Annotated in this window: 12 protein-coding genes; 3 read left to right on the top strand and 9 right to left on the bottom strand. The window is 69.3% G+C overall.

Features of this window, described 5'->3' with window-relative positions; genetic code table 11:
* Positions 1–22: 22 nt before the first annotated feature.
* The 5 genes from QF035_RS45670 to QF035_RS45690 form a co-directional block, all read right to left on the bottom strand.
* A complete protein-coding gene (locus QF035_RS45670) occupies positions 23–1411 on the bottom strand; it encodes a DUF6777 domain-containing protein (protein ID WP_307527837.1) in 1389 nt (462 codons plus the stop codon).
* A gap of 177 nt (positions 1412–1588) precedes the next feature.
* Entirely contained in the window at positions 1589–2539 is a 951-nt protein-coding gene (locus QF035_RS45675) for a cytochrome c oxidase assembly protein (protein ID WP_307527839.1), read from the bottom strand.
* 146 nt (positions 2540–2685) lie between these two features.
* The gene (locus QF035_RS45680; protein WP_307527840.1) at positions 2686–3711 is read right to left on the bottom strand and encodes a 6-phosphofructokinase; all 1026 of its coding nucleotides are present in this window, start codon (positions 3709–3711) and stop codon (positions 2686–2688) included.
* Between the two features lie 165 nt (positions 3712–3876).
* Positions 3877–4605: a type 1 glutamine amidotransferase gene (locus QF035_RS45685; protein ID WP_200399773.1), complete on the bottom strand. Its 729-nt coding sequence runs from the start codon at positions 4603–4605 to the stop codon at positions 3877–3879.
* Between the two features lie 19 nt (positions 4606–4624).
* Positions 4625–5863: a MurT ligase domain-containing protein gene (locus tag QF035_RS45690; protein ID WP_055617072.1), complete on the bottom strand. Its 1239-nt coding sequence runs from the start codon at positions 5861–5863 to the stop codon at positions 4625–4627.
* Between the two features lie 141 nt (positions 5864–6004).
* Between QF035_RS45690 and def the strand changes: the two genes are divergently transcribed.
* The gene (def, locus tag QF035_RS45695) at positions 6005–6544 is read left to right on the top strand and encodes a peptide deformylase (protein ID WP_307527843.1); all 540 of its coding nucleotides are present in this window, start codon (positions 6005–6007) and stop codon (positions 6542–6544) included.
* Between the two features lie 176 nt (positions 6545–6720).
* On the opposite strand, the gene QF035_RS45700 is transcribed toward def, so the two are convergent.
* On the bottom strand, positions 6721–7365 hold the full coding sequence (locus tag QF035_RS45700) for a TetR family transcriptional regulator (RefSeq protein WP_143642952.1): 645 nt from the start codon (positions 7363–7365) through the stop codon (positions 6721–6723).
* Between the two features lie 169 nt (positions 7366–7534).
* On the opposite strand from QF035_RS45700, the gene QF035_RS45705 reads away from it, so the two are divergent.
* Positions 7535–8764: an acyl-CoA dehydrogenase family protein gene (locus QF035_RS45705; RefSeq protein WP_307527846.1), complete on the top strand. Its 1230-nt coding sequence runs from the start codon at positions 7535–7537 to the stop codon at positions 8762–8764.
* Between the two features lie 34 nt (positions 8765–8798).
* Here the strand turns inward: QF035_RS45705 and QF035_RS45710 are convergent, their stop codons facing one another.
* Genes QF035_RS45710 through QF035_RS45720 form a run of 3 tightly spaced genes read right to left on the bottom strand, consistent with a single transcriptional unit; the run spans position 8799 to position 11609 of the window.
* Positions 8799–9332: a cupin domain-containing protein gene (locus tag QF035_RS45710; RefSeq protein ID WP_307527848.1), complete on the bottom strand. Its 534-nt coding sequence runs from the start codon at positions 9330–9332 to the stop codon at positions 8799–8801.
* Entirely contained in the window at positions 9329–10537 is a 1209-nt protein-coding gene (locus QF035_RS45715; protein WP_307531865.1) for a cytochrome P450, read from the bottom strand. The genes QF035_RS45710 and QF035_RS45715 overlap by 4 nt, the downstream gene beginning before the upstream one ends.
* A 7-nt stretch (positions 10538–10544) precedes the next feature.
* Positions 10545–11609 (bottom strand): type III polyketide synthase, encoded by a 1065-nt coding sequence (locus QF035_RS45720; RefSeq protein ID WP_307527849.1) that lies wholly within the window; start codon positions 11607–11609, stop codon positions 10545–10547.
* Between the two features lie 178 nt (positions 11610–11787).
* Here QF035_RS45720 and QF035_RS45725 point away from each other — a divergent pair, with 178 nt between their 5' ends.
* Positions 11788–12480 (top strand): transcriptional regulator, encoded by a 693-nt coding sequence (locus QF035_RS45725; protein WP_307527851.1) that lies wholly within the window; start codon positions 11788–11790, stop codon positions 12478–12480.
* Positions 12481–12512 lie beyond the last annotated feature (32 nt).

Genomic DNA, 12512 nt, shown 5'->3' on the forward strand with positions numbered 1-12512 from the left:
CGGGGTTCGGCTCTGGGTGGGCTTACGCCGGAACGACAGCGGACTCGCCCGAGGCCGGCGCGCTGGACGAGCCGGGTGCGCTCGACGCGGGTTCACTGGTCACCGGCTCGCTCCGCGTGGGCTCGACGGACGTCGGATCGGCGGAGGTCGGCTCCGCGGATGTGGGCTCCGCGGAGGTCGGCTCGACTGTGGGCGGCGTGCTCGACGTGGTGGGGGTGGTCGGGACGGCCGTCGTGGGTTCGCTCGTGGTGGGTTCGCCAGTCGTGGGCCGGTCGGTGGTGGGCTCGCTGGATGACGGATCGCCCGTGTCCGGATCGCCCGTGTCCGGATCCTCCGTGGTGGGGTCGCTCGTCGACGGGTCGTCCGTGGTCGGCTCGTCCGTGGTCGGTCCTACGGTGGTCGGCTCGCCCGACGTCGGGTCGTCCGATGTCGGGTCGTTCGTGCTCGGCCCGTTGGTCGGGTCCGACTTCGGAGGCGTACCCGGCTCCTCCCCGTCGTCCGCGACGCTCAGGGTCACCGCCTCCCCGAACCGCAACTCGGTCCCCGGCCCCGGATCGGAGGCCGTCACCGCCGCGTCCCCCGGCGGGAGTCCGTCGGAGTAGGCCGCCGCAAGGCCGAGCTCGGACAGCCGCTGACTGGCCTGGTCGAAGGTCATCCCGGCGACGCGCGGCACCGCGTGCTGCTTCGTCGCGTCGAACGGCTCGTCGTTCTCGCCCGTGCTGCCGACGGGGCGGTTGATGCCCTGGTCCGGGTCGTCCACGTCGATGAGTGCGATCCGCTCCAGCGGCTCGGGCGCGGGCTTGACGGTCACCACGTCGGACTTCTCGTAGCCGTCCCATTTTTTGTTGCCGTCCTCGAACTTGACCGAGATCTTCTCGGGATCCTTGTCGAAGGACCGCAACGGATTTCCGCACGAGCACTTCACGGCGGGAAGTCCCTGGTCGTTCACCAATACCGCGATCCCGGCCTCCAGCAATGCGTCGAAGGCGACAGCCTTGCCCTTTTTGTAGTCGTGGTTCTTCACGAGAGTGTCGTGACGCAGCAGAACGGGTGTGAGGTCGTCGATGTACCCCTCGATCCGATCAGGCGTAATGCCCACGATGCGGGCCCATTCCCGGGCCTTTTGACGGTTCCTGGGATCGGTGAGGAAATCCTTGAGACGGTCGACGTCACAGACCTTGGGCTCCTGCGTACCCCCGTACAGACCAGGGGTGTTGCCCTGCTGCAGGCCACTGTGCGCCTGCTCCGGCCTGAGCTTCGTCTCGTCGGTGCCGAGCGAGCCGTCCTCTTCGAAAAAAGGTGCGAGTGACGGCACTCCGGCGGCGACGGCCTTCACCGCGAACAGGCGTTGTTCCGTGCATCCGCTGAGGATCACCGCAGCGGCAAGTAGCACGGCAAGCCTTCGGACCACGGTTTTTCCGGTCCTCAGCAAGCATGCGTGAATTGTCATGACCGCTCCCCCCAGCGGATCCCCCGTAACCCTGCAGAACGGAAGCAGGGCGTCACGCATCATGCTACTGAATGGAAAAGCCTTTCAGTCAAGGGGAATTTCCAGTGTGTACGGAGTGACCGAAAGGGGAAAAGGGGCTCAGCGACCGCGTGCGTTGAGTGAGGCCAGATAGGCGTTGTATGCCTCGAGTTCCTTGTCGCCGTCACGGTCGGCGGCCCGGTCCGAGCGCCGTGCCTGCCGCTCCTCGGAGCGGTGCCACTGGAAGAGCAGCGCGAGCAGCACGAGCACGGACGGGATCTCGCTGAACGCCCAGGCGATACCGCCGGCCGCGGTCTGGTCGGCGAGCGCGTCGATGCCGAGCGAGGCGGGCGGGTTCTTGTACGTCTCGACCATCGGCTCGGACGCCATCATCAGCGCGATGCCGAAGAACGCGTGGAACGGCATGCCCGCGAACAGCTCCAGCATCCGCATCAGATAGCCGGGCCGGTGCGGGCCGGGATCGACGCCCATGATCGGCCAGAAGAACACCAGACCGACGGCGAGGAAGTGGCACATCATCGCGATGTGGCCGGTCTTGGAGTCCATCAGGAAGTCGAAGATCGGAGTGAAGTACAGCGCGTACAGGCTCGCGATGAACAGCGGGATCGTGAACGCCGGATGCGTGACGACCTTCATGAACCGGCTGTGCAGGAACATCAGGAGCAGCTCGCGCGGCCCCTTGCGGTCACGTCCGGCCGTCGGCAGCGCGCGCAGGGCGAGCGTGATGGGCGCGCCGAGCAGGATGAGGATCGGCGACAGCATGCTGATCACCATGTGCTGCACCATGTGCACGCTGAACATGACCATGCCGTAGTCGTTGAGCCCGGTGCACAGCACGAGCATGACGCTCAGGACACCGACGACGAACGACACGGTCCGCCCGACCGGCCAGGCGTCACCGCGCCGGACCAGCCGCACCACACCCCACCCGTACAGCGCGAGCCCGAGGAGGCAGGCCACGAGGAAGAACGGGTCCGGCGACCACGCGAGCCCCCGCCCCAGCGTGAACGGCGGCAGATCCATCGTCATGCCGTGCCCGCTGTGATCCATCCGCCGGCTCCTGTTTCGTACTGGTTGCGCTGTCTGTCCGCACCCAGACTAGAACTGCCCCCGGTCACTGTGAGGACCGGGGGCACCATTTCAGGGGCGCGGGGAACTGCGCGACAAGCCACGACGAGCCCGCAGCCGCCCACCACCTACAAGACGCACTCCGCTTCCGCGTACCGCTCGTCCGGAACGGTCTTCAACGTCTCCACGGCCTCCGCCAGAGACACCATCACGATGTCCGTCCCCCGAAGAGCAGTCATCTTCCCGAACTCCCCCCGATGCACAGCCTCCACCGCATGCCACCCGAACCGGGTCGCGAGCACCCGGTCGTACGCGGTGGGCGTACCCCCGCGCTGCACATGCCCGAGGATCACCGGCCGGGCCTCCTTGCCGAGGCGTTCCTCCAGCTCGATGGAGAGCTGCCGGGCGATGCCCGCGAAGCGCTCGTGCCCGTAGGCGTCCTTGCGGCCCTCGTCGTAACTCATCGTGCCCTCGCGAGGCTTCGCACCCTCGGCGGCGACGACGATCGCGAACCTCTTCCCGGCCGAGAACCGTTCGCCGACCTTCTCGGCCAACTCCTCGATGTCGAAGGGCCGTTCCGGTACGACGATGGCGTGCGCGCCCGCGGCCATGCCGGAGTGCAGGGCGATCCAGCCGGTGTGGCGGCCCATGACCTCGACGATCAGGACGCGCTGGTGGGACTCGGCGGTGGTCTTCAGCCGGTCCAGGGCCTCGGTCGCGACACCGACGGCCGTGTCGAAGCCGAAGGTGACGTCGGTGACCGCGATGTCGTTGTCGATGGTCTTCGGCACACCGACGATCGGCAGGCCGCCGTCCGACAGGAGACGGGCCGCCTTGAGCGTGCCCTCGCCGCCGATCGGGATGATCGCGTCGAGCCCGAGCTCCTCGACATGCCCCCGGGCCCGCTCCACACCGTCACGCAGATGCGCCGGCTGGACGCGGGAGGAACCGAGGATGGTGCCGCCGCGAGCCAGGATGCCGCTCACCGCGTCGAGGTCGAGCTTGAGGTAGTCGCACTCCAGGAGGCCTTTCCAGCCGTCGCGGAAGCCGATGACCTCGTCGCCGTGGTCGACGACGGCACGGTGTACGACGGACCGGATGACGGCGTTCAGGCCGGGGCAGTCGCCGCCGGACGTGAGGACACCAATACGCATAGCCCGAAATACCTTCTCAACGTGGGCCGGGAACCGGACCACGCTGTCCGGCGGGACGCCGCCACCCTACCGGCGGCAGGGGGCGGGTCCGCATCGTGCGTCCGCCTGCTGGACGTCCCCGCACAGGTGAGCGGACGCTCCGCCAGACGGGCCCTGACCGTGAGGTCAGGCGGGCTGCTGAGCAGCCGCGATGCGCTCCGAGCGCAGCGCCTCGTACCAGCGGTCGTCGATCGGCGGCAGCGCGTTGACGTCGAGGGCCAGCTTCAGCAGCAGGTCCGCGATCAGCGGGTTGCGGGCGAGCACGGGCCCGTGCATGTACGTGCCGAAGACCGTGTCGTTGTACGCGCCCTCCGTGCCGTCGCCCGTGCCGTTGCCCTTGCCGAGCCGCACGTTCGCGAACGGGCGGGCCGTGGGGCCGAGGTGTGTGATGCCCTGGTGGTTCTCGAAGCCGGTGAGCGGAGGCAGCCCCAGCCGCGCGTCGATGTCGCCCAGCACGTCACCGACGCACCGCTCGCCCTCGCCGCGGGTGGAGTGCACGTCGAGCAGGCCGAGACCCGGCTCGCGCTGGCCGAGGTCGTTGATGAACTCGTGGCCGAGGATCTGGTAGCCGGCGCAGACCGAGAAGACGATCGCGCCGTTGCCGACCGCGCGGTGCAGACCGCCGTCGCGGCGCAGCCGCTCGGCCGCGAGCCGCTGCGGCCGGTCCTCGCCGCCGCCGATGAGGTAGATGTCACCGGAGGTGGGGATCGCCTGGTCGCTGCGTACGTCGAGACGGGCCACGTCCAGACCGCGCTGCCGGGCCCGGCGCTCGACGACGAGGGCGTTGCCCTGGTCGCCGTACGTGCTCAGCAGGTCCGGGTAGATCCACACCAGCCGCAGGCTGTTGTCACTCATTCTCTTGGTCCTCCGGGGTTCAGTTGCCGACACGACGCCGCAGGTCCTGGAAAGCGGTGTAGTTCGCGACGACCTCGATGCGTCCGGGCGGTGCCATCTGCACGGCCTGGTCGAGGTTCTCGCAGACCTGGAACTGCTGGCCCGCGACCTCGAGACGGACGGCCAGGTCCAGCTTCCGGTCGCCGAGCACGAAGATCGGGTGGCCGGTCAGCTGCGTGTAGTCGACGTCCCACAGCCAGGAGGTGTCGGTGCCGTCGGCGCCGCGCGCGTTCACGGAAAGGATCACCGGCGTCGGCGGCGGGTCGATCAGCGAGAACGTCTCCAGCCAGCCCGCCGGGTTCTTGGCGAGCAGCAGACGCAGGTCGCGCTGCATGAACTGGACGACGTCGTAGCGGCCGGCCACCGCCTGCACCTGGTACATGCGTTCCAGGGCGACCTGCGGAGGCACGCCGAAGACGGCGGCGACGGCGGCCGACGACGCGGCGTTCGCCTTGTTGGCGCGGCCCGGCAGCTGGAGGTGGATCGGCCAGGCCGAACCGTGCGGGTCGAGGACGTGGTCGCCGGAGAGCGCCCAACTCGGCGTGGGACGGCGGAAACCGCAGTCGCCGCAGAACCAGTCGTCGCCGGGGCGCTGCATGACACCGCCGCAGGACGGGCAGGACCAGGCGTCGTCCTTCCACATCTGGCCGGCGGCCACCCACACCACGTTCGGCGAGGAGGACGCGGCCCACACGACCAGCGGGTCGTCCGCGTTGGCCACGACGACGGCCTTCGAGCCCGCCAGGCCCTCACGCCAGTGCTCGGCCATCATGCGGGTCTCGGCCGCGCGGTCGAGCTGGTCGCGGGAGAGGTTGAGCAGGGCGATGCACTTGGGATCCGTGTCCCGCGCCACACCGGAGAGGTACTTCTCGTCCACCTCGATGACCGCGTACCGCGATTCCGAGCCGCCGGCCAGCGCGGACGTGATGCCGGCGGGCATGTTCGCCCCCAGCGCGTTCGAGACGACGGGGCCCGCCGCGCGCAGCGCCTCCGCGATCAGACGTGTCGTGGTGGTCTTGCCGTTGGTGGCCGACACCAGGATGACGTCCAGGTGCTGGGCCAGACTGGCCAGCAGGTCGGGGTCGAGTTTGAGCGCCACCCGGCCGCCGATCACCGATCCGCTGCCACGGCCCGCGGCGCGTGACGCCGCTGCGACCGCCTTGCCCGCCGTCACGGCCAGCTTGGCCCGCGGCGACAGCGGGTCCGAGTTGCCTGCCATCAGTTCCCGATCCTCCTTGCGTACGGCGCCGCGCCCTGCTCCCGGCAACGTGTGGCCCTCAGCCTATCGAGATCCACTCACCGGCCCGAATCGCGGCACCTCCGCAGCACCCGCGACATTGAGGACCGTACCCTTGCCGCCATGCGACACGGCTCGATCCCGGGCGCCCGAGGGCGCGTCCTTCCTCTGTCTTTGCTCGGCGACCCCGTGTTGCACACACGGTGTGAAGAAGTCACGGAGTTCGGGCCTCAACTGGCGCGGCTGGTCGAGAACATGTTCTCGACGATGTATGCGGCGCAGGGTGTCGGTCTTGCCGCGAATCAGGTCGGAGAATCGTTGCGGGTCTTCGTATACGACTGCCCCGACGACGAGGAGCGGCGGCATGTGGGGCATGTGGTGAACCCGCGGCTCGTCGAGGCGGACGGGCTGGTGCTGCGGGGGCCCGAGGGGTGTCTGTCGTTGCCGGGGCTGGAGGCGGGCACGGAGCGGTACGACCACGCCGTGGTGGAGGGGGTCACCGTGGAGGGCGAACCCGTGCGGATCCATGGCACGGGGTGGTTCGCCCGGTGCCTTCAGCACGAGTGCGATCACCTTGACGGTGGGTTGTACGTGGATCGGGTTCGCGGATGGCGCCGCCGCAAGGTGATGTGGCAGGCCTCGCGGGCTTCTTGGGGGCGTTGAGGGACGTCGGTCGGCTGCGGGTGGGTGGGGGCCGGCCGCGCAGTTCCCCGCGCCCCTTCAAGGGGCGCGGGGAACTGCGCAATCTTTTAGGGGCGCGGGGAACTGCGCGATCGGCCCCCACCGGCCCGCAGCAAACGAACCGCGCATCCAGAACGAACCGCACATCCAGCGGAACGCTAAAAGGCGGGGCCACCCAGCTTGTCGCCCGCCGCCGCCAGGCGACCCCACAGGAGGTCGGCCAGGGCCCGGACCAACTCCGCACGGGCGCAAGGGCGTTCGCCGAGCCACCAGTCGCCCGCGGCGTGCATCATGCCGACGATCCCGTGGCCCCAGACGCGGGCGAGCTGCTGGCTGTCCGGGCCGAGGTCGACGCGCTCCTCGATGACCTCGGCGAGCTCCTCGCCCATGCGGCGCAGCAGGGGAGCGGAATGCTGCCCGGCGTCGAAGCCCTGGTCGCTCTGCGGGCCGCCCTCCGACGGATGCATCAGGAAGCGGTACACCTGCGGGCGTGCCTCGATCGCCGCGAGGTACGTGTCGAGTGTGGCCTCCACGCGTTCGCGGCGCTCGGCCGGTGCGTCGAGGGCCGCGCGCAGGGCTCCGAGGAGGGCGTCCGTGTGCCGCTTGGCGAGAGCCGCGTACAGTCCACTCTTGTCGCCGAAGTGGCGGTACAGAATCGGCTTGGTGATGCCTGCCTCCGCCGCGATGGCGTTCATCGACGCACTGGGGCCGTCGCGGAGCACCACCCGGTCGGCGGCCTCCAACAGCTCGCGCCGTCGGCGGTCGGCGGACCTCTGCTGATCGGTCCGCTGCGTGGTGTCCATGTGCTCTCCCCACCCGTGCTTATTCGGTGACGCCTGCGCAACGTAACACCCGCACACAATTCTGCCTCGAACGGGCTGCCGGGCGGGAACGGGGAGTTGACTTTTCCTACCCACCGGTAACAGGCTACGGTTACCGCAAGTAACACGTGAGTGCAGCGCTGGAGGGGACATGGCCGAGTTCACCATGGAGCTCAACGACGAACAGAAGGAGGTCCGGGACTGGATCCACGGGTTCGCCGCTGACGTCATCCGCCCCGCGGCCGCCGAATGGGACGAGCGCGAAGAGACTCCCTGGCCGGTCATCCAGGAGGCCGCGAAGGTCGGCATCTACTCCCTGGACTTCTACGCCCAGCAGTACTTCGACCCCACCGGCCTCGGCATACCCATGGCCATGGAGGAGCTGTTCTGGGGTGACGCGGGCATAGCCCTCTCCATCGTCGGCACCGGCCTCGCCGCCGTGGGCGTCCTCGCCAACGGCACCGAGGAGCAGATCGGCACCTGGATCCCCCAGATGTACGGCGATACCAACGACGTCAAGGTCGCCGCCTTCTGCTCCTCCGAGCCCGACGCCGGGTCCGACGTCGCCTCGATGCGTACGCGTGCCGTGTACGACGAGGCCAAGGACGAGTGGATCCTCAACGGCACGAAGACCTGGGCGACCAACGGCGGCATAGCCAACGTCCATGTCGTGGTCGCGGTGATCGACTCCGAGCTGGGGTCCAAGGGCCACGCGTCCTTCATCATCCCGCCGAACACGCCCGGTCTGTCCCAGGGACAGAAGTTCAAGAAGCACGGCATCCGCGCCTCGCACACCGCCGAGGTCGTACTGGAGGACGTACGCGTCCCCGGTTCCTGCCTGCTCGGCGGCAAGGAGAAGCTCGACGAGCGCCTCGCCCGCGCTCGTGAGCGGGCGAAGGCCGGCGGCGGCGAGCGGCTGAAGAACGCGGCGATGGCCACGTTCGAGGCGTCCCGCCCGGCCGTCGGCGCCATGGCGGTCGGCACAGCCCGGGCCGCGTACGAGGTCGCCCTCGACTACGCCAAGACGCGTTCGCAGTTCGGGCGCCCGATCATCGACAACCAGGGTGTGGCCTTCCAACTGGCCGATATGCGTACGTCCATCGACGCGGCGCGGCTGCTCGTGTGGCGCGCTTCCTGGATGGCCGTGAACGGCAAGCAGTTCACATCTGCCGAGGGCTCCATGTCGAAGCTCTTCGCCAGCGAGACGGCCAAGAAGGTCACCGGGCAGGCGATCCAGATCCTGGGCGGCAACGGGTACACCCGGGAGTACCCGGTCGAGCGGATGCACCGCGATGCGGCCATCTACACGATCTTCGAGGGCACGAGCGAGATCCAGCGCCTCGTGATCGCCCGCACCCTGTCGGGCATGCCGATCCGCTAGCTGTATGGACCCGCAGCGTGCCGACAACAGAAAATCAGCGGTGTTTCAAAGGCGTGAGTTGCTCGATGTCGTACCTCGAACGCAGCTCCTCGATCGCGGCGTGGTCCGGCGGGCCACCCCCGTCGAGGATCTTCAGCAGCTCCTCGAAGTACCGTTCGTGATCCGGTGGAGGGGACGCCTGGAAGAACATTTTGGCCGGATTCCCCGTGGGGTTGGCGAACGCATGCGGGCAACCGGGCGGTACGACGATCACCGTGCCCGGTGTCGCCCGTACGACCTGGTTGCCCGAACCGGACTGCCAGCGCTGCCAGTTGTCGGGTGTGCGGACGAGGGGCTCGAAGGCGAGCACGTCCAGCTCGCCCTCGAGCACGTAGAACAGCTCCTCGCTGCGCGAGTGGACGTGCGCGCCGACGTCGAAGCCCGGCGGGACGACGACCTCGAAGCTGGACGCCGTCCGGGAGTGCGTGCCGGTCACCTTGAAGGTCACGTGCTGGGCCGGGGTACGGACCGTACGGCCGTGACCGGGCGGGACCAGCAGGCCTTCGGGCGGCGGCGTGAGGGCGGTCACCAGGTGACGGGCAGGGCCTCGGGCCCGCGGATCAGCGCGCCGCGCCGCCACGGCACCTCGTCCTCCGAGACCGACAGACGCAGCGTCGGGATCCGGTCGAGGAGCGTGTTCACGATCAGCTCCTGCTCCATGCGGGCCAGCATGCCGCCCACGCAGTAGTGCGGACCGTGCCCGAACGCCAGATGCGGGTTGGAGCCGCGCTCGAAGTCGATCCGGTCGGGGTCCGGGAAGACCTCCGGGTCGCGGTTGGCGGCCAGGTAGGAGACGTAGATCGGGTCGCCCTTGCTGATCCGTACGCCTCTGAGCACCACGTCCTCCGTGGCGATGCGGGACAGGCCGACGGCGTTGCGGTGCGGGATGTACCGGTGCAGTTCGTCGATCGCCTGCGGGCGCAGCTCCGGCTCGTCGCGGAGCCGGTCGAAGAGGGCGGGCCGGGTGAGGAGGACGTAGAGCATCTGGCCCGTGTTGTTCGTGACGGCCTCGCCGCCGATCTGGATCGGGCCGGCGAGCGCCATCGCCTCCTCCTCGGTGATGTCCCCCCGGCCCACCGCCGCGCCCAGCAGCGAGGTCACGTCCTCGCCGGTCGCGCCGCGGCGCTCGGCGATCAGCTTGGCGAAGTACGCCTCCATGTCCCGCTTGGCCTGCTCGCTGACCTTCGCCCCCTGGGAGGAGGAGAGGATCGCCTGCGTCCACGTGTGGAGCGTGTGCCGGTCGGTGGCCGGGACGCCCATGAGCTCGCAGATGACGGTGATAGGGAACGGGGCCAGGACACGGTCGATGAGGTCGGCGGGCGGTCCGTCCCGCAGCATCTCGTCCACCATCCCCTCAAGCGTCTTCTGGGCGCCGTCGCGCAGCCGCTCGATGCCGCGGGTCGTGAACGCGGCGTTCACCGCCCTGCGCAGCCTGCCGTGGTCGGGCTTGTCGACGAAGTTCATCGCGCTCGCCTGCGGGATGAAGTGCGGTGCGAGCCGGGTGACTTCGCGGCCGATCACCTCCGCGCGGCTGAACCGCGGGTCGTTCGTGACCAGCCGTACGTCCTCGTAGCGCGTGACCAGCCAGGCCCAGCCCTCGCCGTTGGGCAGCTGGATCCGGTTGATGGGCCCCTCGCGCATCAGCTCGGACAGGACGGGGTCGAAGTCGACCCCCGTGAGGTCCAGGGCCGGCCAGTGCCGTACCGGGGGTGTCGCCGTCGTCTCTTCGCTCATGGTCATGTCATGCCGTTTCTTCGTCTGAACGATGCCAGCGGCCCAGCGCCATCTCGGCCGTGATCCCCGGCCCGAAGCCGGCGAGCAGTCCGCGTGCCTGGTGGTGGGAGCCGCCCTCGTCGAACAGCCGGCGCAGTGCGTCCAGGACGACGGCGCTGGCGATGTTCCCGTACTCGGTGAGCGTCGCCCGGCTGAACCGGAAGGCCTCCGGTGCCACTTGGAGGAACGTGCTGAGGTCGTCGAGGATCCGCGGACCGCCGGCGTGGATGATGTAGAAGTCCAGGTCGGAGGCGTCCCAGCCGTGCAGGCCCGCCAGGTCCTTCAGAGCGGGGGCGAGCGGTTCCATCGTGGTCGGCACCCGCTTGTCCAGCAGGAAGTGGAAGCCGGTGGCCCGGACGTCGTACATGATCCAGTCCTCGGTCTTGGGGATCAGGTACGAGCCGTTGCGCTCCAGGCGGATGCCCTCGCCGCCGCGTCCGCGGACGACGGCCGCGGCTATCCCGTCCCCGAAGAGGCCGTTGCACAGCAGCGAGCCGACGCCCAGGTCGGTCGGCTGGTAGCACAGCGAGCAGAACTCGCAGGCCACGATGAGGGCGTTGGCCTCGGGATAGGCCGTGCAGAAGTCGTGCGCCCGGTTGATCGCCGCGCCCCCGGCGGCACAACCGAGCTGCGCTATCGGCAGCTGGCGCGTGTCGCTGGAGAACTCCATCGAGTTGATCAGCCAGGCCGTGAGCGAGGGCATCATGAAGCCCGTGCACGAGACGTAGATGATCACGTCTATGTCGGCGGCCAGGACTCCCGCCTCTTCGAGCGCCCGCTGCACGACAGCCGGCACGCGGGCCTTCGCCTCGGCCTCGTAGGCCTTGTTGCGCTCCTCGAAGCCCGGGTGCTTCAGGGTTTCCTCGATGGGCCGCACGATGTGCCGGGTGCGTACGCCGGTGTTCTCGATCAACCGGAGCGCGAGCGGCAGCTGGGGGTGATCGGGGTGACGGGAGCGCGCCAGCTCCAGCGTCTCCTCCATCGTGATCACGTATTCCGGAACGGAGACCGCGGGTCTGCACAAAGTCGCCATGTGCCTGCGCCTTCTCTCGCCCGCCGGGAACTCCCTCTCCTCGGCGGAAGGGTGGTTCCACCACGATCACCCGGCGCGGCGGGGATATCGCGCCGGGTTACTCCAGATCGGGGACCCGGGGCCGGCGTGGCACCCTGGTCGCAGGGTCAGCGAGTCAGCCGAACCGAAGGAGTACGCGATGACGCGGACGGCCAGGGAACTGCTGGAGAGCACCACCGGAAAGCTCGCCCCCGACCCCCACGCCAACCGGCTCCTCCCGCTGATCGCCCGGGGAGCGGCCCGCCGCGACACGCTCGCGGCCCTCGCCCTCGAACAGCGCCATGTCATCGCCGCGGACCGCCGCGCCTTCCTCCACCTGGCCGAACGGTCGGCCGCGGCGGGGACGACCGCGGGTCCCGAGTGCGCGGCCTTCTTCGGCATGCTCGCGGAGGGCGAGACATTGGCCCAGGACCGGCTCGGGGCGTACGCGGCGGCCTGCGGCGTGGACACGGCACGGGAGGCGGCGTACGAGCCCCTCGCCGACTGCCAGGCCTATCCCGCGTACGTCGCCTGGCTGGCCCTCAACGGCTCACCGGCCGAGGTGGTCCTCGCCCTCAGCGCCAACTTCGCGGCCTGGGGCGGCTATTGCGCCACGATCGCCGAGTCCCTGCGCCGCCACTACGGCTTCGACGACGAGCCCTGCGGCTTCTTCGACTTCTTCGCCGAGCCCGCACCCGAGCTGGAGCAGAGGGCCCTGGCAGCTGTGCAGGGAGGCCTCGACGCCGGGGGGCTGAACGAGAGCGACGTCCACCATTACGGCCGCCTGCTACAGACCTACGAGACGAAGTTCTGGCACGCACTGTGGGAACTGGACCAGCGGATCGCCCCGTAAGGGGCGCGGGGCTGTATCAATTTGCGGCTCCG

The sequence above is a fragment of the Streptomyces umbrinus genome (assembly GCF_030817415.1).
In the GTDB taxonomy this organism is placed as follows: domain Bacteria; phylum Actinomycetota; class Actinomycetes; order Streptomycetales; family Streptomycetaceae; genus Streptomyces; species Streptomyces umbrinus_A.